At 61.4% G+C, this 23,024-nt stretch carries 19 protein-coding genes; all 19 read left to right on the forward strand.

Annotated features, from left to right (window positions below; translation table 11 throughout):
- On the forward strand, window positions 1-1,302 hold a 1,302-nt coding region (locus MITSMUL_RS08745), incomplete at its 5' end, for a sodium:solute symporter family protein (RefSeq protein WP_005841880.1).
- A 207-nt stretch (window positions 1,303-1,509) separates the two neighbouring features.
- A complete protein-coding gene (locus tag MITSMUL_RS08750) occupies window positions 1,510-2,808 on the forward strand; it encodes a fused HPr family phosphocarrier protein/2-hydroxyacid dehydrogenase (RefSeq protein WP_005841882.1) in 1,299 nt (432 codons plus the stop codon).
- A gap of 178 nt (window positions 2,809-2,986) precedes the next feature.
- On the forward strand, window positions 2,987-4,408 hold the full coding sequence (locus MITSMUL_RS08755) for a sensor domain-containing diguanylate cyclase (protein ID WP_244944588.1): 1,422 nt from the start codon (window positions 2,987-2,989) through the stop codon (window positions 4,406-4,408).
- A 67-nt stretch (window positions 4,409-4,475) separates the two neighbouring features.
- Window positions 4,476-5,894, forward strand: a complete 1,419-nt coding sequence (locus MITSMUL_RS08760; protein WP_040636120.1) for a sensor domain-containing diguanylate cyclase — start codon at window positions 4,476-4,478, stop codon at window positions 5,892-5,894.
- 327 nt (window positions 5,895-6,221) lie between these two features.
- Window positions 6,222-8,900 (forward strand): valine--tRNA ligase, encoded by a 2,679-nt coding sequence (locus MITSMUL_RS08765; RefSeq protein ID WP_005841888.1) that lies wholly within the window; start codon window positions 6,222-6,224, stop codon window positions 8,898-8,900.
- Window positions 8,901-8,917: 17 nt separating this feature from the next.
- Window positions 8,918-10,222, forward strand: coding sequence for a bifunctional folylpolyglutamate synthase/dihydrofolate synthase (locus MITSMUL_RS08770; RefSeq protein ID WP_040636121.1), 1,305 nt, complete (start codon window positions 8,918-8,920; stop codon window positions 10,220-10,222).
- Window positions 10,223-10,226: 4 nt separating this feature from the next.
- A complete protein-coding gene (locus MITSMUL_RS08775; protein WP_005841892.1) occupies window positions 10,227-12,242 on the forward strand; it encodes an O-antigen ligase family protein in 2,016 nt (671 codons plus the stop codon).
- The gene (locus MITSMUL_RS08780; protein ID WP_005841893.1) at window positions 12,205-12,834 is read left to right on the forward strand and encodes a redox-sensing transcriptional repressor Rex; all 630 of its coding nucleotides are present in this window, start codon (window positions 12,205-12,207) and stop codon (window positions 12,832-12,834) included. Before MITSMUL_RS08775 ends, MITSMUL_RS08780 begins: the two co-directional genes overlap by 38 nt.
- Before the next feature lie 175 nt (window positions 12,835-13,009).
- Window positions 13,010-14,512, forward strand: a complete 1,503-nt coding sequence (locus MITSMUL_RS08785) for an acetyl-CoA hydrolase/transferase family protein (protein WP_005841895.1) — start codon at window positions 13,010-13,012, stop codon at window positions 14,510-14,512.
- Between the two features lie 98 nt (window positions 14,513-14,610).
- The gene (mmdA, locus tag MITSMUL_RS08790; RefSeq protein ID WP_005841897.1) at window positions 14,611-16,140 is read left to right on the forward strand and encodes a methylmalonyl-CoA decarboxylase subunit alpha; all 1,530 of its coding nucleotides are present in this window, start codon (window positions 14,611-14,613) and stop codon (window positions 16,138-16,140) included.
- Window positions 16,141-16,161: 21 nt separating this feature from the next.
- Entirely contained in the window at window positions 16,162-16,317 is a 156-nt protein-coding gene (locus MITSMUL_RS08795) for a hypothetical protein (protein WP_005841899.1), read from the forward strand.
- Window positions 16,318-16,386: 69 nt separating this feature from the next.
- The gene (locus MITSMUL_RS08800; RefSeq protein WP_005841900.1) at window positions 16,387-16,794 is read left to right on the forward strand and encodes a biotin/lipoyl-containing protein; all 408 of its coding nucleotides are present in this window, start codon (window positions 16,387-16,389) and stop codon (window positions 16,792-16,794) included.
- A gap of 153 nt (window positions 16,795-16,947) precedes the next feature.
- Window positions 16,948-17,829 carry a metal ABC transporter substrate-binding protein gene (locus MITSMUL_RS08805; protein WP_005841904.1) on the forward strand — a complete coding sequence of 294 codons (882 nt, stop codon included), beginning with the start codon at window positions 16,948-16,950 and terminating at the stop codon, window positions 17,827-17,829.
- Window positions 17,830-17,973: 144 nt separating this feature from the next.
- The gene (locus MITSMUL_RS08810; RefSeq protein WP_005841906.1) at window positions 17,974-18,852 is read left to right on the forward strand and encodes a hypothetical protein; all 879 of its coding nucleotides are present in this window, start codon (window positions 17,974-17,976) and stop codon (window positions 18,850-18,852) included.
- Between the two features lie 29 nt (window positions 18,853-18,881).
- On the forward strand, window positions 18,882-19,550 hold the full coding sequence (locus tag MITSMUL_RS08815) for a CsgG/HfaB family protein (protein ID WP_040636125.1): 669 nt from the start codon (window positions 18,882-18,884) through the stop codon (window positions 19,548-19,550).
- Between the two features lie 49 nt (window positions 19,551-19,599).
- Window positions 19,600-20,448 (forward strand): hypothetical protein, encoded by an 849-nt coding sequence (locus MITSMUL_RS08820; protein WP_005841909.1) that lies wholly within the window; start codon window positions 19,600-19,602, stop codon window positions 20,446-20,448.
- Complete coding sequence (locus tag MITSMUL_RS08825; protein WP_005841911.1) at window positions 20,429-21,073, forward strand: hypothetical protein; 645 nt, start codon at window positions 20,429-20,431, stop codon at window positions 21,071-21,073. Before MITSMUL_RS08820 ends, MITSMUL_RS08825 begins: the two co-directional genes overlap by 20 nt.
- Before the next feature lie 19 nt (window positions 21,074-21,092).
- Entirely contained in the window at window positions 21,093-22,400 is a 1,308-nt protein-coding gene (locus tag MITSMUL_RS08830; protein ID WP_005841912.1) for a hypothetical protein, read from the forward strand.
- A gap of 170 nt (window positions 22,401-22,570) precedes the next feature.
- On the forward strand, window positions 22,571-23,023 hold the full coding sequence (locus tag MITSMUL_RS08835; RefSeq protein ID WP_040636127.1) for a CtsR family transcriptional regulator: 453 nt from the start codon (window positions 22,571-22,573) through the stop codon (window positions 23,021-23,023).
- The last annotated feature ends 1 nt before the right edge of the window (window position 23,024 follow it).

Genomic DNA, 23,024 nt, shown 5'->3' on the forward strand with positions numbered 1-23,024 from the left:
GGCATCGCGGGCACGTGTGTCGGCGGCGGCGCGACCGTTGGTACGGCACAGCTTGCGGCGATGGCCGGCCTCTCGGCCTGGTGGTTCACCATCGGCTCGGGCGTCGGCCTCATCATCATGGGCCTTTTCTACGCCAAGCCGCTGCGCCGCACGGCCCTTGAGACGATCCCGCAGTTTCTCGCGCAGAACTTCGGCCTGACCTGTGGCGTCTTCTCGAGCATCGTCTCGTCCATCGGCATCCTGTTCAGCGCCGTGGCGAGCTGTCTGCCGGCCATCTACATCATCGCTGCAATCTTCGGCATCTCCTTCCTGCCCGCGACAATCCTGCTCGTGCTGGCCGTCGCGGCCTACGCCTTCTTCGGCGGCATGAAGAGCGCCGGCGTCGGCGGCATCCTCAAGATGATCGTCATCTGGATCACGATGGCCATCGCCGGCACCATGGCGGCGCATTCGCTGTTTGCAGACCCCGCCATCTCCGCGGCTCTGCCAGCTGGCGCCTTCAACCTGCTGCACGGCGACATGAGCCATATCCTCGCGAACTTCTCGTCCGTCGTCATCGGCATGCTCTGCACGCAGTCGTACATCCAGGCCATCTTCTCCGCGTCGAACCCGCGCACGGCGTCCGTCGCGGCCTTTACGGCGGCGCTCATCAGTCTGCCGGTCGGTCTGCCGTGCGCGATGGTCGGCATCTACATGGGCGCGGCCCATCCAGAAGTTACGCCAATCCTCTCGCTGCCGACCTACCTATTGACGGAGCAGCCTTCCCTGCTCGGCGGCATCGCGATGGGCGGCATCATGCTCTCACTCATTGGCTCGATTGCCGGCCTCTCGCTCGGCATCGGCACGATGCTCTCGCGCGACATCTTTCATCGCGCGCGCGTGACGCTGCGCGCCCGCAAGATCCACAAGATCGCCGAAGACCCCGAGAGCCAGGAGATCGACATCACGGAGATTCCGACGGTCAACCATCCGTACCATCTCTCTGAGCTCTCCGTCACGCGCCTGATTGTCCTGCTGACGATCGCGCTCGCCGCCTTTATCGCGATGGTCAACGAGGGCAGCCAGGTCCTGTTCTGGAACTACCTGTCCATGGCCCTTCGAAGCGGCGGCATCTTCCTGCCGCTGAGCTTCGCCATCTTCGCGCCGGGCACCATCACCAATCTGAGCGCCACGCTCTCGATGGTGCTCTCGACCGCCGCGGCCCTCCTTGCCGTCTTCCTCGGCGCCGCCGGCAACCCGCTGTTCTTCGGCCTCGCCATCAGCGCCCTCTGTCTCGTCCCGTGCTGGCTGCGCCATCGCTGAGATGCGCTCTCGACACAGGGGAGAAGTTCACGCGGGCATTCGCCATCTCGCTGTTCTTCGGGTAACAGCCTTTCGAAAAAGTGCAGTGAGACTGCAAAAGTGAGACTGCAAATATGTTATTGATTTCACACGCTCGGCGTCGTATAATCTTATTGGTGATATACACGAACCACATTTTTATGGTTTTTAATTGGGAGGATCTTATCAATGAAAAAATTCCAAGTCGTCGTGAAGTGCTCACTCGGTATCCATGCGCGTCCCGCAGCGCAGATCGCGCAGGCATGCAGCAACCTGCGGGCAGCGGTAACGCTCGAGGCCGACAATGAGACTGCCCAGGGCAACAACGTGCTGGAGATCCTGAATCTCCATGTCGCGAAGGGCGCAACGGTCAATGTTACGGTGGACGGCCCCGACGAGGAAGAGGCTGCAAAGCAGATCCAGGCAGTCTTTGAGGCGATGGGTCCGAAGGATAAGAAGATCCCTGTACTCAAGGTTGCCTTCTTCGGCACGAAAGACTATGACCGCCTCTATTTCAGCGAGCTCGCGAAGGATCGTGGCGAGGGTACGTACAACGTTGAGCTCAAATATTTCGCGAGCCGCTTGACGGATGAGACGGCACATCTCGCCAACGGCTATGACGCCGTCTGCATCTTCGTCAACGACGAGGCACCGCGCTCTGTCATCGAGCAGCTGCACGATGGCGGCGTCCGCCTGATTCTCCTGCGCTGCGCCGGCTTCAACAATGTCGACAAGAAGGCCGCTGCCGAGTACGGCATCACGGTCCTGCGCGTACCGGCTTACTCCCCGTACGCGGTGGCAGAGCATGCGATGGCGACGCTGCAGGCCGCGAACCGCCGCCTGCACAAGGCGTACAACAAGGTGCGCGACAACAACTTCGACCTCACGGGTCTGCTCGGCGTCGATCTCCACAACAAGGTCGCTGGCATTCTCGGCACGGGCCGCATCGGCCAGTGCATGGCGCGCATCTGCAAGGGCTATGGCATGACGGTCATCGGCTGGGATGCGTTCCCGAACAAGAAGCTCGAAGAGGAGGGCCTGCTCACCTATGCCTCGAAGGAGGAAGTCCTGAGCCGCTCCGACCTCATCTCCATTCACGCACCGCTCATCATGGGCGAAGGCGGCACGTATCATCTCATCGATGAGAAGGCCATCTCTCTCATGAAGGACGATGTCATGCTCACGAACGCTGCACGCGGCGGCCTCATCGATACGGAAGCGCTCATCGCTGCTCTCAAGAAGGGCAAGTTCCATGCGGTCGCGCTCGATGTCTACGAGGGCGAGGACGCCAATGTCTACACGGATCACAGCTCCGACGTTCCGACGGAAGACATCACGGGCCGCCTGCTCATGTTCCCGCAGGTCATCCTCACGAGCCATCAGGCATTCTTCACGCGCGAGGCCCTGCAGGCCATCGCAACGGTGACGATGGAGAACGCCCGCAATTTCAACGAGGGCTGCCCGCTCGGCGCTGCTGAAGTAAAATAAGCATAAGTTCAACTGGTCCTGTCTGCATGAATGCAGGCAGGATTTTTCTTTTTGCCGTGGAATTAGATTATTAGATTAAAAGAATACGAAAGAGTTCAAGAGCCCCTGCTGTCTCTCACAGCGGGGTCTCGTGCTACATGATACAATGCGTGATAGGACCAGGATGGGGGGGAGTGGTATGGATAAAGATTGGACGCCGGACATCTACGGCGATGTCCCGGTGGCGTATGCTGTCTATAAGCTGCTCTTTGCGAAGGACGGCAGGACGGTCCGGGACACGGAGTACGTCTTTGTCAACGAGATCTACTGCGAGATGGCGGGGGTGAAAAAGGAAGATCTTTTGGGGAAGTCTTTCTTCTCTGTCTATGCGAATGGAGATCCGATCTGGATGACGTACTGCACGAAGGCCTACCAGGAGGGGAAGGCCTTTCATGACTGCATCTATGCGCCGGAGATCGGGCACTGGCTCGACTTCACGATCATGCCGCTCAAGATCCCGGGCTATGTCGCCTATACGTTCACGAATGTCGACCTCGACCGTGCGCAGCAGCTCAAGATGAAGCGCGAGTACACGACGAATGATGTGATCCTGCGCATCTCGAAGATTCTCAACGGCGAGGACGACTATGAGACGGCGATGAACCACGCACTGCGGGAGCTCAGCCGCGTGCTGCGTCCCGACCGGCTCTACATCCTCGAGACGGACCGCAAGACCGTCTCGAACACCTTTGAGTGGTGCGCGGCCGGTGTCAAGTCGGAGCTGGCGACGCTGCAGCAGCTCGACTATGCGAAGTACATCGGCGGCTGGGAGAGATTCCTCGAGACGGCGTCGAGTGTCGTCATCGATGACATCGAGGTCCTCAAGGATGACGACCCCGTCGACTACGAGAACCTCAGGCGGCAGGGCGTCGAGCGCCTCATCGCGACGCCCATCTACCACGGTGGCAGGCTCATCGGCTATCTCTGTGCCGACAATTACGAGTGGGACAGCCGCGTCAACACGGTCGCCGTCTTCGAGACGGTGTCGTACTTCATCGCGGCCAAGCTCGCGAACCACCGCCTCTTGGAAGAGCTCGACCATCTGAGCCGCTACGATACGCTGACGGGCCTGCGGAACCGCAATGCGTTCAACCTGGCGGTCGACACGCTGATGCAGCGGCGCGGCGCTGTGGGCGTCGTCTACGCCGATGTCAACGGCCTCAAGGAGATCAACGACAAGTACGGCCATCGGGCTGGCGATGAGGCCCTAAAGCGCACGGCCGACCTGCTCGCGGACTGCTGCGGCCGCGAGCATGCCTACCGCGTCGGTGGCGACGAGTTCCTCGTCCTGATGCCGCAGGTCGCTAGGCATGAGTTCGAGGCGCGCTTCGCGCAGCTGCGCGCGCGTGTCGCGGACGACGTCTCGCTGGCCATCGGGGCCGACTGGCTCGCCGATGCGGCCGAGCTCGACGAGGCCATCTCCAAGACGGACCGCCGCATGTACCGCGACAAGGTCGCGCACTACGAGCAGGTCGGCAAGAAAGAGCTGCCGCGCCATGAATTCTATCTGACGGTGAAAAAAAGTTTACAAGATAAGGTGAATGATGTTAAGATAGAATAAGAAAATAAAAGCGGATTGTTTTGTTCGGATTGCAGAGCATGACGTGATTTTAGGCAAGGTGATCACGATGGAGAATCTTTGGATGCCGGACATCTATCACGACGTCCCGGTGGCGTATGCAGTCTTTGACTTGATCTTTGCGGAGGATGGCAAGACCGTTCAGGACACGAAGTACGTCTTTGTCAACAAGATTTACTGTGAGATGGTGGGGAAGACGGAGGAGGAGCTCGTGGGGAACTCCTTCCGGTCCATCTACGAGAAGGTGAACCCCATCTGGATGACGTACTGCGCGAGAGCCTGTCACGAGGGCAAGGCCATCCGCGACTGCATCTACGCGCCGGAGATCGACCATTGGCTGGATTTCACGATCATGCCGCTCGCGCAGCCGGGCTATGTCGCCTACACGTTCATGAATGTCGACCTTGACCGCGCACGGCAGATGGAGATGAAGCGCGAGTACACGACGAACGACATCATCCTGCGCATCTCGAAGATCCTCAGCGGCGAGGAAGAGTATGACGTGGCGATGAACCACGCGCTGCGGGAGCTCAGCCGCGTGCTGCATCCGGACCGGCTCTACATCCTCGAGACGGATGGTAAGACGGTCTCGAATACGTTCGAGTGGTGCGCGCCGGGCGTCACGCCGGAGATTGACACGCTGCAGAATCTCGACTACGCGCAGTACATCGGCGGCTGGGAGAAGTTCCTCGAGCATTCGACGAGCGTCATCATCGAGGACATCGAGATCCTGAAGGACGATGATCCCGTCGACTACTGGAACCTCAAGCGGCAGGGCATCGAGCGCATCATCGATGCGCCGTTCTATCACGACGGCAAGCTCATCGGCTACCTCGGCGTCGACAACTACGAGAAGAGTGAACTGGTCAATACGGTCACAGTGCTCGAGACGGTGTCGTACTTCATTGCCTCGAAGATCACGAACCACCAACTGATGGTCGAACTCGAGCATGCGAGCCGCTATGATGCCTTGACAGGGCTGCACAACCGCAATGCCTGCATCGAGAAGATCGACTTCCTCATGCAGCACTCGAGCTCGATCGGCATCGTCTACGCCGATGTCAACGGCCTCAAGGAGATCAACGACACGCGCGGCCATCAGGCGGGTGATGAAGCGCTCAAGCGGGCGGCCCACCTGCTCGCGAAGTGCTACGGCAGTGAGAATGCCTACCGCATGGGCGGTGACGAATTCCTCGTGCTGATGCCGCTCGTCAAAGAGCTCGACTTCAAGGCGAGCTTCCGCCGCCTGCGCGAGATGGTCGGCCGCGAGCAGGAACTGTCCATCGCCCTCGGCAGCGACTGGGTGGCAGACACCACGCACCTGAACGAAGCCATCTGCCGCACCGATCGGCGCATGTACGGCGACAAGGTCGAGTACTACAACCGCCGCGGCAAGCAGTACGAGAACCGCCACGACATCCGCAGCTGCCGCCGCATCCTTGACACGACCCTTCCCCTCGAAGACTGACGCGGCACGGTCGGACTCCTGCGCGGCTTTGCGTTGCATTTTGGCGCGCGTTGTGATAAGATGGTTCCGTATAAGGCAAAGACGATGACGAAGAGGAGTAGGGATCTTCCCTGGCAAAGAGACGGGACGGCTGGTGCGAGTCCTGGCAGGGAGATGCGGAAGGTCGCTTCGTAGTCGCTCCGCTGAGGCTCGTGCTTAGGCGGGGACGTGGGCGGCGTTAACGCGAGAGTCATGCGGCAGTGCTGCATGAGAAGATTGGTGGTACCACGAAGGCAGGCGCTTTCGTCCTTTTGGACGGAGGCGCTTTATTTTTTGAGGAGGATTACAATGCCAGAGAAAGAAGAGCTCGGGAACAACATCCCGAAGGTTTATGACCCGCAGTCGTTTGAGAAGAAGTGGTATGAGTTCTGGGAGAAGAATAAGTTCTTCCACGCGGAGGTCGACAAGAGCAAGAAGCCGTACAGCATGGTCATCCCGCCGCCAAACGTCACGGGCCAGCTGCACATGGGCCACGCGCTCGACAACACGCTGCAGGACATCCTGATCCGCTACCACCGCATGCAGGGCTACAACACGGTCTGGATCCCGGGCTGCGACCACGCCGGCATCGCGACGCAGGCGAAGGTCGAGGGCGCGCTGCGCAAAGAGGGCACGAACCGCTATGAGCTCGGCCGCGAGAAGTTCCTCGAGCGCGTCTGGGACTGGAAGGAGAAGTTCGGCAGCCGCATCATGTTCCAGCTGCGTTCGCTTGGCTCCTCGCTCGACTGGGACCGCGAGCGCTTCACGATGGACGAGGGCTGCAGCCGCGCCGTCCGCGAAGTCTTTGTGAGCCTCTACGAGAAGGGGCTCATCTATCAGGGCACGCGCATCACGAACTGGTGCCCGTCGTGCAACACGGCCATCTCGGACATCGAGGTCGAGCACGAGACGGAGCAGGGCCATCTCTGGCATCTGCGCTATGAAGTCGAGGGCGAGCCGGGCAAGTACGTCGAGATCGCGACGACGCGCCCAGAGACGATGTTCGGCGATACGGGTGTCGCCGTCCATCCGGATGACGAGCGCTACAAGGACCTCGTCGGCAAGACGCTGATCCTGCCAATCGTCGGCCGCCGCATCCCGCTGTTCGCCGACGAGTACGTCGACAAGAACTTCGGCACGGGCGCCGTCAAGGTCACGCCGGCCCACGACCCGAACGACTTCGAGATGGGCCAGCGCCATCACCTCGAGGAGATCAAGGTCATCGGCAACACGGGCAAGATGCTCGAGGGTGCCGGCAAGTATGCGGGCATGGACCGCTATGAGTGCCGCAAGGCGCTCGTCAAGGAGCTCGAGGAGACGGGCGTGCTCGTCTCGGTCGAGGAGCATGAGCACTCCGTCGGCCACTGCTCGCGCTGCCATTCGACGATCGAGCCGCTCGTCTCGAAGCAGTGGTTCGTCAAGATGGAGGGCCTCGCAAAGCCGGCCATCGAGGCCGTCAAGGACGGGCGCATCCAGTTCGTGCCGGAGCGCTTCACGAAGACCTACATCAACTGGCTCGAGAACATCCGCGACTGGTGCATCTCGCGCCAGCTCTGGTGGGGCCACCGCATCCCGGCCTGGTACTGCGACGACTGCGGCGCGACGAGCGTCTCGCGCACGGACCTCACGAAGTGCCCGCACTGCGGAAGCCACCACATCCATCAGGATGAGGACGTGCTCGACACGTGGTTCAGCTCGGGCCTCTGGCCGTTCGAGACGTTCGGCTGGCCGGACAAGACGCCGGAGCTCGAGCAGTTCTACCCGACGGCGACGCTCGTCACGGGCTACGACATCATCTTCTTCTGGGTCGCGCGCATGGTCATGATGGGCCTCGAGTTCGGCAAGGATATCCCGTTCCACCATGTCTTCATCCACGGCCTCGTGCGCGACAGCCAGGGCCGCAAGATGAGCAAGTCGCTCGGCAACGGCATCGACCCGGTCGAGGTCATCGAGAAGTACGGTGCTGACACGCTGCGCTTCATGCTGATCACGGGCAACACGCCAGGCAACGACATGCGCTTCTACTGGGAGCGCGTCGAGAGTGCGCGCAACTTCGCCAACAAGATCTGGAATGCCTCGCGCTACATGCTCATGAACTTCGAGGGCTTCGACAAGAGCTTCAAGCCGGAGGCCGCGGACTTCACGCTTGCCGACAAGTGGATCCTCTCGCGCTACGCCAAGACGGCGGAGGGCGTGACGAAGAGCCTCGACAACTTCGAGCTCGGCGAGGCTGGCCGCATGATCTACGAGTTCATCTGGAACGAGTTCTGCGACTGGTACATCGAGCTCACGAAGGCGCGCCTCTATGACAAGGAGAATGAGCGCGCGAAGAACACGGCGCTCTACGTCCTCTCGTACGTCCTCGAGCACACGCTGCGCCTGCTGCATCCGTTCATGCCGTTCCTCACGGAGGAAATCTGGCAGAAGGTGCCGCATGACGCGCAGTGGAAGAGCATCATGATCGCCGACTGGCCGACGGCCGACGAGGCACTGCGCGACGACGCTGCCGAGGCGCAGATGACGGCCATCATGGAGACGATCAAGACGGTCCGCAACCTGCGCGCCGAGGTCGGTGCGGCTCCGGGCCACAAGAGCGAGGTCATGCTGCACTTCACGGAGAGCAGCCTGCGCCCGGTCTTCGCGGAGAACGAGGGCTACCTCAAGGCACTAGCCGCAGCTGAGCCGGTCACGCTGCTCGCAGACGATGCCGAGAAGCCGGAGAACGCCATGGCCGGCGTCGTCGGCGGCGTCGAGATCTACCTGCCGCTCAAGGGCCTCATCGACGTGGAGAGGGAGACGGCCCGCCTGCAGAAGGAGCTCGACAAGCTCGAGAAGGAGATTAAGCGCCTCACGGGCAAGCTCAGCAACGAGGGCTTCCTCAAGAAAGCGCCGGAGGCTGTCGTCGCCAAGGAGCGCGAGAAGCTCGCTGGCTATGAGGAGAAGAAGCAGGCGGTCGAGGGCCGTATCCAGGACCTCGCCAAGCTTTGAGAATGGAGCGACGCGCTATGAATTATCAGGAAGCCATTTCCTATCTGGAAGGGCTCAAGATCTTTGGCATCCGCCTGGGCCTCACGCGCATCGAGCGGCTCTTGGAGCTTTTGGATATGCCGCAGGACCGCTACCGCACGATCCACGTGACGGGCACGAATGGCAAGGGCTCGGTCTCGGCGATGGTCGAGGGCGTCCTGCGCCGCAGCGGCATCCATACGGGCTTCTACAGTTCGCCGCATCTCGTCTCGTACACCGAGCGCATCCGTGTCGATGGGCAGAACATCAGCGAGCAGGACTTCGCCGAGGGCATGACCGTCATCCGCGCGAAAATCGATATGATGCTCGCGGAGGGGGCGGAGTGCCCGACGCAGTTCGAGGTGCTCACGGCACTGGGCTTCTACTACTTCGCGAAATGTCAGGTCGAGTACGCCGTCATCGAGGTCGGCCTCGGCGGCACGCTCGACTCGACGAATGTCATCACGCCGGAGGTCTCGGTCATCACGAATGTCACGATGGAGCACGCCGACAAGCTCGGCGGCACGCTCCAGAGCATCGCGGAGAACAAGGCCGGCATCATCAAGGAGGGCGTGCCCGTCGTGACGGCCGCTAAGGGAGAGCCGCTTGAGGTCATCCGCGCGGTGGCTGAGGAGAAGAACGCCGACATCTTCGTGGCCGGCGAGGATTTCTGCTCGCAGTTCCTCTCGTGTGATGGACGGACGCAGAAGCTCGAGTTCACCTCGGAGCTTTTAGGCATCGACCATGAGCCGTACGAGCTGCACCTGCTCGGCGTCCATCAGGTGGAGAACAGCGCCGTCGCGCTGATGACGATACGCCTGCTCCACAACATCGATGACCGCATCACGATGAAGACGGTTACCGAGGCCCTGCGGCTCGTGAGCTGGCCCGCCCGCTTCGAGCGGCTCGAACTCGGGCAGCAGGCCATCGTCGTCGACGGCGCGCACAACCCCGCCGGCATGAAGGCCCTGCGCGAGAGTCTCGACGAGATTTTCCCGGCCGAGGAGCGCGTGCTGCTCTTGGGCATCCTCAAGGACAAGGACATCGACACGATGCTCGATATCCTCTTGCGCCCGAATGACACCGTTGTCGTGACGGTGCCGCAGTCGGAGCGCGCCGACTCGGCCGCAGATCTCTTGCGCCGCGTCGCGCCGGCTGTGCAGCACGTCGAGGCTTTTGAGAACAACACAGAGGCGCTCAATCGCGCCCTGGAACTCGCCAACGGTGAGAAGCTGCTCGTCATCGCGGGCTCTTTATACCTCGTCGGCGGCGTGCGCCAGATGCTGCTGAAGCGGGAGGGATGAGTGCATGAAGCGAAATAAGACAAGTGAGACGGGCACGCACATCCGCGAGAAGCGGCGTGCCCTCGCGCATGACCGCTGGAAGCGGCGCGCGACCGCGATTGCCTGGTATGGCCTCTTGGCCGAGGTGTTCTTCCTGCCACTCTCGCCGAGTGTGGCGACGGTCGCGCTGCTCATCGGCATCGCGGGGACGGCCTTGCGGTTCTACGTGGACAAGGAATTCCACTTCCGCCACCTGCGCTTCGACGTGCCGGCGGTGCTCTTCGTGGCCGTCAGCGGCCTGTCGGTGCTGTCCTCGCCGGACCGCGGGTTCAGCTTTTACAACTATTACAACCTCGTCGGCGTCTACGTGCTGACGTATCTCCTGATTGGGCAGAACGTCCGGGAGCCCGGGCAGATGAAGTCCATCCTGCGCATGGCCTGCGCGGCGGCGGTCATCGTCCTGCTCTACGGCTACTACCAGTTCCTGTTCGGCATCGACATCAGCTCGATGAAGTGGGTCGACGGCGATGCCTTCCCGGAACTGCGCAAGCGCGTCTTCTCGACCTGGGAAAACCCGAACATCCTCGCAGGCTACCTCGACATCATCATCTGCCTGGCCTTCGGCCTCTTCATGAAGTGCCGTGACCGCGAGCGCCGCATCCTCCTGGGTGCCTTCATGCTCGCGGCGGCGGCATGCCTCGCGATGACGTACGCGCGCGGGGCCTGCCTCGTCATCGCTGTCATCCTCGCGGGCTACGGCGTGCTCCGCGACCGCCGCGTGCTCGTCGCCTGCATCCTCGTCGTCGCCATCCTCTTCGTCCTCGACCCGATGCTCTACGAGCGCATCACCTCGGTCTTCACGAAGGTCGACACCTCGACGGAGATGCGCCTGGCCTTCTGGGAGAGCACGGTCGCGATGATCCAGGACCATCCGTTCCTCGGCATTGGCTGGGGCGCGTACTGGATGGTCTATCCCGAGTACGACTTCTACCTGCAGGGCGCCAACGTCCTGATCGTCCATGCCCACAACATCTACCTCAACTACATGGCAGAGATCGGTATTCCCGGTGCTGTCGCGTTCTTCTGGTTCTTCTTCGGCACGATGATCATGGCCCTGCGCACGCACTTCCCTGCGGATACTGGAGCCGCCGAGCAGGCGACGCCGTTTGGCAAGTACCAGATGCCGTTCCGCTGGAACCGGCTCTGGCATGACTGGAAGGAACACGACATCCTCGCCGGCCTTAGCCTCGGCATCGGTCTCGCCGTGCTGTCCGTTGCGCTCAACGGCCTGACGGACGACCTGCTCTTCAACATCCCGTCGTCGATGCTGCTCTGGATGCTCGCGGCGCTTGCCGGCGCGCTCTCCTGCATGTGTCCCGAGAAAGTGGACACAGCGGAAAACGAAACCAGCGGCAACGACTTCCTGAAGAAATTCCAAGTGACGGTCCGCAAAGGCGCCAAGGACGCAAAGGAAGCCGCAATGGATGCGAAGGATAAGGTGCAGGACAGAGTCCAGGACAAGGTCCACGGCATGCTCTACCGCGAGCTGCCGGCCGACGCCGATGCATCCGATAAGGATAAAGCGGAGGCATCTGCGGTCAAGCCTGCTCCGCGCAAAGAAGCGCCTTCAGGCGATAAGGCACCGGCAGCAGAGCAGCCGGAGACGCCGCGCGACCCGATGGACGAGCTGGCCGAAGAGGTCCGCAAGGCCCTCTTGCAGCGCAAGCAGGAAGAAGAAGCCGCGGCCAAGGCTGCAGAGGAAGCCGCAAAGCCGGCAGAAAAGGCAGCTGAGACTGCTGAACCGGTTGAAGCTACTGAAGCCGCGCCGGATGACAAGCCTCAGAAGCAGGAACCGGCAGAGCAGTCCGCAAAGCCGGCTGAGCCGCAGGAGGCAGAAGCAGAAGCGCCGGAAAGCGATACTGCTGCAAAAGACACAGACGAAGTAAACGAAGCAGCAGAAGAAAAAAATGCAGAGAAGAAAGCAGAGAAGGAGGCAGGCAGCCATGAAGAAACCAAACGCGATATCAAAGGCGACGATTGACCGTCTGCCGCTCTATTTCCGCACGCTGCGCCTGCTGCAGGATGAGGGCCGCGACATCATCTCATCGGATGAGCTCGGCCGCCGCCTCGGCATCACGCCGGAGCAGATCCGCAAGGATCTCGCGTCCTTTGGCCAGTTCGGCAAGAAGGGCGTCGGCTACTACGTCAATGAGCTCAAGCGCAACATCGGTGGCATCCTCGGCCTCGACAACCACTGGAATATCGCGATTGTCGGCATCGGCCATCTCGGCGTCGCGCTCGCGAACTACCAGAATTTCGTGACGCTCGGCTTCAACCTCGTCGCGCTCTTCGACCAGGACCCCAACGTCATCGGCCGCACGGTCAACCACGTCAAGGTGGAGGATGTCCGCCGCCTCAAGGCCATCGTCAAGGAGCGCAACATCCAGATCGGCATCATCGCGGTGCCGGCTGCCTTTGCGCAGGGCGTGGCCGACCTGCTCGTCGATGCCGGCGTCAAGGGCATCTGGAACTTTGCGCCGATCAAGATGAAGGTCCCCGAGACGATGCACATCGTCAACGAAGACCTCTCAATCGGTCTCAGCACGCTCTCGTATCACATCACGCGCATGTGATACCGCAGACAAGAAGCACGCTCTTAGGGCGTGCTTTTTTGCTGTCAGGCAGGAACTCAGAAGAAAAGCGAGAATAATAAGAAGCAGGATACATAGGCAATGTCAGAAACGATAAATCATTTTTATGGAACTGCCCGGAGCGCGGCTCTGAGCAGGCAAATAAGGAGGTCTTTCTATGGTTGATATTCTCGATCGTGTGCGCAACAAGGCGCTGCAGTCCAAGATCGTGACGCCGGAGGAGGCAGTGGAACTCATCAAGCCGGGCATGACGATCGCGACGAGCGGCTTCACGTCCTCGGCCTACCCGAAGGCGGTGCCGCTCGCGCTCGCGGAGCGCATGAAGAAGGACCCGTTCACGGTCAACATCATGACGGGTGCCTCGACGGGACCGGAGTTTGACGAGGCGCTCGCCTCGGTCCACGGCATCAAGAAGCGCCTGCCGTTCCAGACAGACCGGACGCTGCGCAGCCAGATCAATGACGGCACGGTCGACTACATCGACATCCATCTGTCGGAGGTCGCACAGCTCTCGCGATGTGGCTACCTCGGTCATATCGACGTCGCGGTCATCGAGGCCTGCGCCATCACGGAGGAGGGCAACATCATCCCGACGACGGCCGTCGGCAACTCGGCTTCGTTCATCCAGTCGGCGGACATCGTCATCGTCGAAGTCAACAACGCGCAGCCACTGGAGTTCGAGGGCATGCACGACGTCTATCTGCCGCTCGACCCGCCGAACCGCCTGCCCATCCCGATCATTCACGTCGACGACCGCATCGGCACGCCGTACATCCCGTGCACGCCCGACAAGATCCGCTGCATCGTGCCGTGCGACATCGCGGACCACACGCGCTCGCTCGCGCCGCTCGATGCGACGTCGCAGAAGATGGCTGACCTGACCATCGAGTTCCTCAAGCGCGAGATCGAGGCGGGCCGCATGCCGAAGAACCTGCTGCCGATCCAGTCGGGCGTCGGCAATGTCGCCAACGCCGTCACGGCGGGCTTCGTCCACTCCGACTTCCGCGACCTCACGGTCTATACGGAGGTCATCCAGGACGGCATGCTCGACCTCATCGATGCGGGCAAGCTCAGCTTCGCGTCGGGCACGGCCTTCTCGCCGTCGCCTGAGGGCATGGCGCGCTTCTTCAAGGACATCGATAAGTACAAGAAGTACATGATCCTGCGCCCGCAGGAGATCTCGAACAGCGCGGAGGTCATCCGCCGCCTCGGCGTCATCGCGATGAACACGGCCATCGAGGTCGACATCTACGGCAACGTCAACTCGACGCACATCGCGGGCACGCAGATGATGAACGGCATCGGCGGCAGCGGCGACTTCGCGCGCAACGCCTACCTGACCATCTTCTACACGCCGTCGGTCGCCAAGGGCGGCGCCATCTCGGCCGTCGTGCCGTTCTGCTCGCATGTCGACCAGCCGGAGCACGATGTCGACGTCATCATCACGGAGCAGGGCGTGGCCGATCTGCGTGGCAAGTCCCCGCGTCAGCGCGCCAAGGAGATCATCGAGAACTGCGCGCATCCCGACTACCGACCGCTGCTGCGCGACTACTTCGAGCGCGCCGACGCGAAGACAAACCACGCGCACACGCCGCATCTCCTCGATGAGGCGTTCTCGTTCCACCAGCGCTATCTGGAGACGGGCAGCATGAAAATGTGACGTGTGACCAGAATTTAGTATCAGCTTGCAATTTCTGGCGAAATAGTGCACAATAAGAGAGCAGAACTATGCTCATGACTCATATAGGAGGGTTCTAATTGGCAAGCGTCCAGGAAAAAATCGCTCAGATGAACGCGATGAAGGAGCACATCCGTCAGGGTGGTGGCGCCGCTCGCGTTGAGAAACAGCATGCTCAGGGAAAATATACGGCGCGCGAGCGCCTCGAGAAGCTCTTTGACGAGAATTCTTTCGTCGAGCTCGATATGTTCGTCAAACACCGCTGCACGAACTTCGGCATGGACAAGAAGGACATGCCGGGCGACGGCATCGTCACGGGCTACGGCACGGTCGACGGCCGTCTGATCTACGCCTATGCGCAGGACTTCACGGTCTCGGGCGGCAGCCTCGGTGAGAAGCACGCCCACAAGATCTGGAAGGTGCAGGACCTCGCGCTCAAGATGGGTGCGCCGTGCATCGGCATCAACGACTCGGGCGGTGCCCGCATCCAGGAGGGCGTCGATGCGCTCTCGGGCTTTGGCGGCATCTTCTTCCGCAATACGGCCGCCTCGGGCGTCATCCCGCAGATCTCGGTCATCATGGGACCGTGCGCGGGCGGCGCCGTCTACAGCCCGGCCATCACGGATTTCATCTTCATGGTCAAGAACACGAGCCAGATGTTCATCACGGGCCCGGCCGTCATCAAGTCGGTCACGGCTGAGGAAGTCACGCCGGAACAGCTCGGCGGCGCGCTGACACACAGCACGCGCTCGGGCGTCGCGCACTTCGCCTGCGAGGATGAGGACGACTGCATCGCGAAGATCCGCGAGCTGCTCTCGTACCTGCCGAGCAATAACCTCGAGGATGCGCCGGCTGTTGAGCCGACGGATGACCCGAACCGCCAGGATGAGAGCCTCAACTCCATCGTGCCGGACAATCCGAACATGCCGTACGACATGAAGGAGGTCATCCGCTCGCTCGTCGACAACGGGGAGTTCTTCGAGATCCAGAAGCTCTTCGCGACGAACATCATCATCGGCTACGCGCGCCTCGACGGCAAGGTCGTCGGCATCGTCGCGAACCAGCCGAAGGTCATGGCGGGCTGCCTCGACGTCGACGCCTCGGACAAGGCAGCGCGCTTCGTCCGCTTCTGTGATGCCTTCAACATCCCGCTCTTGACGCTCGTCGACGTCCCGGGCTTCCTGCCGGGCGTCAACCAGGAGCACACGGGCATCATCCGCCACGGCGCGAAGATGCTCTACGCCTACAGCGAGGCGACGGTGCCGAAGGTCACGGTCATCACGCGCAAGGCGTACGGTGGTGCCTACATCGCCATGTGCTGCCACGAGCTCGGTTCGGATCAGGTCATGGCTTGGCCATCGGCTGAGATTGCCGTCATGGGTCCGTCGGGCGCGGCCAACATCATCTTCCGCCGCGACCCGGACAAGGAAGCCAAGACGCAGCAGTACATCGATGACTTCTCGAACCCGTACGTCGCAGCTGAGCGCGGCTACGTCGACATGGTCGTCGAGCCGAAGGAGACGCGCCCGCTGCTCATCACGGCCTTCAGCGCCTTGGCGAGCAAGCGCGAGGTCGGCCCAGCGAAGAAGCACGGCAATATCCCGCTTTGATTTGGATTCGGAGGATATACGATGAGATTTGATGTAAGAGGTGTCAAGCCGGAGGTCGTCGCGGCGATTGCGGCAGCCATCCAGATGATGACACGGCCAGAGCACAAGGTCGTCGCACTGCGCATCCGCCGCAGCGACGAGTGGTCGCTCTCCGCGCGCGGCGGCAGACGCGGCTAAGCGATAAGGCAAAGCGTAAACGAGTAGATTCAGGGAATCGACAGATATACAGGTTGGAGGAAACGTTTCATGAAAAAGTTCAACATCAAGGTCAACGGCATCTCGTATGAAGTCGAGATCGAGGAAGTCAAGGAAGGCGCTCCGCAGGCTGCCGCACCGCAGGTCACCAAGGTGACTCCAAAAGTTGCTGCTCCGAAAGTCGCTGCCCCGAAGGTCGAGGCACCGAAGGCCCCGGCGAAAGAGGCCGTCGCTGCAGGCGCTGGCGAACACTCCATCGATGCGCCGATGCCGGGCAAGATCGTCAAGGTCCTCGTCGAAGAAGGCCAGAGCATCAAGGCCGGCGATGTGCTGCTCGTCCTCGAGGCCATGAAGATGCAGAACGAGATCACGGCCGATGCCGACGGCACGGTCAAGGCCGTCAACGTCGAGGCGGGCCAGAACGTCAAGGTCAAGGAATCCCTTGTGATCCTCGGCTGATTGGGCAAACGGTTATAGGGCAATGCGAGAAGGGGCTGTCAGGGATGATGGCCTCTTTTTCTTGACAGCATCGCGCGCTCTCTCTTATAATTGAGAGGATATTTCAATAAAATTTGCTGAAGAGAAGGGAGAATCCTTTTGAAAAAAATCCTTATGGCCATGCTGCTCGTGCTGCTGGCGGTCACAGCGGCTGGCTGCGGCACGCAGCAGCAGGGCAGCCACGACAAGAAGTTCCGCATCGTCACTTCGTTCTACCCGATGTACATCGATGCCATCAACATCACGAAGGGCGTCGACGGCGTCGAGGTCATCAATATGACGAAGCCGCAGACGGGCTGCCTGCACGACTACCAGCTGACGACGGAGGACATGAAGACGCTCGAGAAGGCTGACGCCTTCATCGTCAACGGCGCGGGCATGGAGAGCTTCCTCGACAAGGTCATCAAGCAGCAGAAGAACCTCAAGGTCATCGACGCCTCGAAGTCGGATGAGATCAACTTCCTCAAGGACGGCGATGAGATCAACCCGCATGTCTGGCTCAGCGTGACCTACAGCATCGCGCAGGTCGAGGCCATCACCTCGCAGCTCTGCGAGGCCGACCCGGAGCACGCTGACGCCTACCGCAAGAACGCGCTCGACTACGTCACGAAGCTCACGGCCCTGCGCGAGGAAATGCACAAGGAGCTCGATGACCTGCCGCACAAGGACATCGTGACGTTCCACGAGGCCTTCCCGTACCTTGCCAAGGAGTTCAAGCTCAACATCATCAGCGTCATCGAGCGCGAGCCGGGCACGGAGCCGACGCCGCACGAGCTCGAGGAGACGGTCGCCAAGGTCAACGCGCTGCCAGTCAAGGTGCTCTTCACCGAGCCGCAATACTCGCCGGTCGCCGCGCAGACGATCGCGAGCGAGACGGGCGCTAAGATGTACGAGCTCGACCCCGTCGTCACGGGCGAGGCCAACGAAGAGGCGATGGACGCCTACATCACGGCGATGAAGAAGAATATGGAAGTGCTCAAGGAGGCATTGCAGTGATTGCCTGACTGAGCTTGATTGGTCAAGGAGAGAAGTCTCCCGCACGGATTGTGCGGGAGGCTTTCTTTGTTTGCGAAATGCAACTGATGAGGATATAATAAAACTTATTGAAGATTAGGGGAGAACCAGAAAACGGAGGACCATATGGAGTCATTCAGGAAATTCTTGGTACAGGGGACAAAGCGCAGTCTGCTGACCTTGTCGGCGCTCTGCCTGCTCAGCGCCCCGGCGGCGGCGCAGTCGGTTGTCGTCGACGGTGTCGGCGCAGATGAGCGCGCCGCACTCATCGATGCTTCGCGCGCGGCTGTCGAGCAGGTTGCGGGCACGTTCATCGACTCGCGCACGCTCGTCGAGAACGCCGCGGTCAAGCTCGACCAGATTTACACGAAGGCACAGGGCTTCGTCACGGGGACAGAGATCCTCGCGAAGGAACAGCAGGGCGGCCTCGTCCATCTGCGGGCCCGCATCGATGTCGACACGGACCCCGATGCGCAGCTCATGAACAACCTCAGCATGATCATGATGCTCAATGACCCGCGCATCGCCGTCGTCGTGCGCGAGGCGGGCGGCGGCCACGACCGCGCGGCAGAGTCGGCGCTCGACGACAAGCTGCTCGACCTCGGCTTCTCACATGTCGTCGCCTCAGAGCGCACGGCGGGGATTGACCTCAGCGGTCTCGGCTCTGCCGCTTCGCGCACAGCAGCCGGCCAGTCGCTCGGTGCCGACTACCTCGTGCTTGGCCGCGTCCAGTCGCAGGCCGTCGACATCTCCTTGCCCGACGGGGAGGACGGCAACTACCGCAAGACGCAGCTCAAGTCGGGCCACGCACGCCTGACCGTCGATGTCATCCGCACGGCGACGGGCGAGGTCGTCGGGACCTTCACGACCTCGGCGAAGGGCGTCGGCACGAGCGAGACAATGGCGCAGGCCAAGGCCGTCGAGAAGGCATCAGCCAAGGCGGCCGAGCGCCTCGAGGAGAAGTTCCGCCACCTCGGCTCCGAGGCCGGCATCCACGAATGGTGAGTGATATCTTGCAGGAGAGGAGAATCCTTATGATAGAGAACGTAAGCGGACGGCTTGGTCGCACGATTGCCGCGCTCTGCATGTGCCTTGCCTTCATGGCGGGCACGTGCATGGCGGCGAGCCTCAAGAGCCATCCGACGGTCGGCATCCTGCCGCTTGAGAACCGGGGCCTCGTCTCAGAGGGCTGGGACCGCGAGGAGATGGGGGCAGCCGTCGAGTACGTCTATACAGACCTTCAAGATTCCGGACGATTCAAGCTGCTCGACAGGACGCGCCAGCGCGCGCTGACCGATGAGTACGCGCACGACATGTCCGGGCTCGTCGACGAGGATACGGCGCCTGTCATCGGCGATCAGTACGGCGCGCAGTATCTGCTCATGGGCAGCATCATCGGCGTGACGACGCGCCGCTCGGAGACGACGGTCGTCGGCGCGGGCACGAAGCGCGCGCAGGTCACGGCGACTGTTAGCCTGCGCCTCGTCGACACGGAGACAGGTGAGGTCGTGCTGGCGGCGACGGGCCGCTCGCGCAAGAACAACACGCTCGTCAAGGCACCGCTCGGCCTCATCCGCATCGGCACGGAGCAGGTCGACAAGGAGCAGGTCAATGAAGCGCTCGAAGATGCCATCCACGATGCCGTCGACGGTCCGCGCGGCCTGCTCGCGCGCATGGACGGCAAGGCAAAGTCGAAGCGCTGATGGCTGCGTGCTGTGTTTATAAACTGTGTTTATCGATGGAGGACAAGCGATGCAGATTTCACTCAAGCGACTATTCCTGCTGATGGCCCTGCTGCTGTCTCTTGCTCTGACGAGCACGCCTGCTCAGGCTGCCGGGCTCTTCGGCGGTCCATCGGGCAGTGCTGTCTTTGTCGGCGAGGTGCAGAGCTACGGCGACTATGAGCTCAAGGCGGATGCCTGCGCGACGTTCGTCGACAAGCTCGCCGATGCCTTGCGCCAGCAGGGGATAGCGGTCAGCGGCCGCGCGGACCTCACGAACGAGGAAGGGCGCCACGATGCGATCGGCAGCGGCGATGAAGCGGCGAAGCTTTCGGAGATCCACATGGACGCCATCGTCCACGGCCACCAGTTCGACCGCGGCTACACGGCGGCCAAACTCGCGCACTACGCGGACATGACGATGGGCCGCGCCTACTTCCATCAGGAGGACCGCTTGGCCGCCTGGAAGAAGAGCACGCAGACGTATCGCCTCTCGCCTGAAAAGCAGCGCACGGCGGCGGCCATCGCCGGGAAGTACGGCGCGAAGTATCTGCTCTTCGTCAACCTCAAGGATTTCGACGTGCGCCTCAAGCACAGCATCTTCGCGACGCATACGGAGCGCGAGACGAAGGGCAAGAAGCTCAGCGCTTCGCTCGACTACTACCTCGTCAATGCGCAGACTGGCCGCGTCTACGAGAAGCACATCGAGAACAAGAAGACGGCGCAGATGATCAACTTCGGCCTCGGCAAGACGGGCAAGGGCATGGACGTCGATACCCTCTTGGGTGAGGTCATGGAGACCTCGGCGAAGGACATTGCCGTGGATATCAAGAAAAAGGGCTTGGACGAGGTGAAGAGCGATGGCACGGCGCAGCAGTAATCTCTCATGGAAGTGTCTGACCGCCTTACTGCTGGCCGCCCTGATGATCGTCCTGTTCAGCAGCATCACGGCGGAGGCGGCCCAGCCGCGCGTTGCCATCGTCGGCTTTACGAGCCGCATCCACAAGACGGACCTCACGCTGACGGACCTCAAGGAGCCGCTGCCCGAGCTGCTGAGCGTGGCGCGCGACCAGCTGACAGCAGAGCTTGCGGGCGAGCAGAAATTTGCGCTCTACGACTTCGGCGAGCAGACAACAAAGGCGCGATGCGATGAGGCTGCCTTTGTCGATGCGCTCGGCGAGGGTACCATTGCGCCGGAGCTCGCAGGCAAGGCCGACTACTACGTCTTCGGCTACTTGACGACGCTCGGCAAGGTCAAGGCGCAGAGCGGCGCGCTCGGCCTTTCGGGCAGGGACAAGACGGTCTACGCGGAGCTCTCCCTGCGCGTCATGGACGCGCACACGGGGGCCATCGTCTTCGTGACGAAGGCCGACTCGCGCCGCAAGGCGGAGCTCTCGTACAACGCCATCTGGCAGCGCCACGACAGCGGCGAGGAAGATGCGATACGCGCAGCCCTCGAGGACGCCGCCATCAACCTCGCGGCGCAGTTCAAGCAAGCCATGTGAGAGGATTGGAGGATAAGGCATGATCGGTAGGATTGGTAAGAGAGGAATATGGCGCGGTCTGGCGCTCGGCTGCCTGCTGGCGGCCGCACTGCCGCTCGTGCAGCCTGCAGCATCTGAGGCGGCGGGCAATATCTGGATGGATGAGAATGCGGAGGTACAGGCGAAGTCCTTCAAGAAGGTCGTCCTGTTCCCCGTCCGCTACCTCGATGCGCCGGACGGCCGCGTCGATCAGTTCCGGGGCTACAATGCTGCCCTTGCGAAGCGCATCCAGAAGCGCATCAAGCGCACGAACTTCATGAACTTCGAGGACCCCGGCGATACGAAGGCGGCCGACAAGAAGCGCGAGAAGCGCGAGATCCTGCGCGACAATCCGGCCTATCACGAGCTCTTGCGCCACTTCGGAAGCGAAACAGAGCGCGCGAAGGCCGTCTACGACACGACGGGTGCGGAAGGGTACCTCTTGCCGCACATCCGCTATGAGCAGGAGCGCGTCGACCACTCGCCGGCGACCTGGACGCGGGTCAAGATGGAGCGGTACTACGACATCGAGAACGGCCCGTATGGCGACAAGTCGAAGTGCAATTACCAGAGCTGGTATGCCGACCACCTGATCCCCGCGCACGACTCGACGCTGCAGATGCTCGACATGGACTTCCGCCTCTACGATGCGGCGACGGGCAAAGAGGCCATGACGCTCATCGACTACTACCGCAACTATGGCGTCGACCAGTGGCATGCGTTTGATCAGATCGCCAAGAACTTCACGGGCGACTGGAACCGACTCAAGAAGGACGGCGACCGCAAGGTACCCGCGGGCGCGCCGACGCTGGGCTTCCGCAATCTTGAATTGCCGTGGAATGCTTCGCAGGACGAGTTCGCCATCAAGACCATCTACTACGCCTGCAAGGATGAGGCGGGCGACGACCTGCGGCGCGTCAAGGTCGACTATGCGCCAAACGGCGGCCGCTACTACGTGACGGGCGCCATCACGGACTACGCGCGCGGCGAGACCTGGTGTCCGCCCACGGCCTCGGCCGTCACCGTGCGCGACCGCACTGAGGAATTCAAGTGGTACGACGACAAGGGCACGGAGCACAAGGGGCGCCGCATCTACTACAAGACGGAAGTGTCGGACTCGTACGGCTATTACCGCTTCTGGTACCGCGTGGCGGCAAAGCTCTCGCTCGTCGATTCGCGCACGGGCGATGTCGTACTCTCGCGCTATCTCGAGGCAGAAGACTCCGACCGCTACGCCAATGCCCTGCGCGAGATCTTCAAGCGCTTCTATAAGGATGTCGACAAGGCCATCGGCGTATCGGGCGATTGACAGTCCGACTACTCCCGACTGTTTCGGCCTACGGTCCGACTGAATCAACCAGGGTCACCGCAGCGATGTTTTTCGCTCTGCGGTGACTTTTTTCTTGCAATAAGTCAAAAAAACAAATATAATAAAGATGATAATAGTCAAATAGTCAATAAAAAATGAAGGTGATTATCTTGAGTAATATTGCAGATCTGATCGAGGCCTACATCCTGCGCCAGCTCGCAGCGAAGCAGGATGGCAAAGTGGAACTACGCCGAACGGATATCGCCGATGAGATATCGTGCGCACCATCGCAGATCAGCTACGTGCTGTCGACGCGCTTCACGCCGGCTAAGGGCTTTGTCGTCGAGTCGCGCCGCGGCCTCGGCGGCTACATCCGCATCGTGCAGGTGCCGCTCAAGAATCTCGTCTATCAGGATATGATGGACAAGATCACGGAGGAGACGGATTACGCGACCGTCCAGTCGATGGTGCATTACCTCTTGCAGCACGCGATGATCACGAACCGCGAGGCTGCGCTGATGATGCAGGTCGTCTCCTCGGTCTACCAGTCGGAGGGCATGTCACCAAAGGAACGTGTCCACCTCTTGAAGTCCATGCTGCTGACGGTGGAGAATTTCTCGTAGG

The organism is Mitsuokella multacida DSM 20544, assembly GCF_000155955.1.
Classification (GTDB): Bacteria; Bacillota; Negativicutes; order Selenomonadales; family Selenomonadaceae; genus Mitsuokella; species Mitsuokella multacida.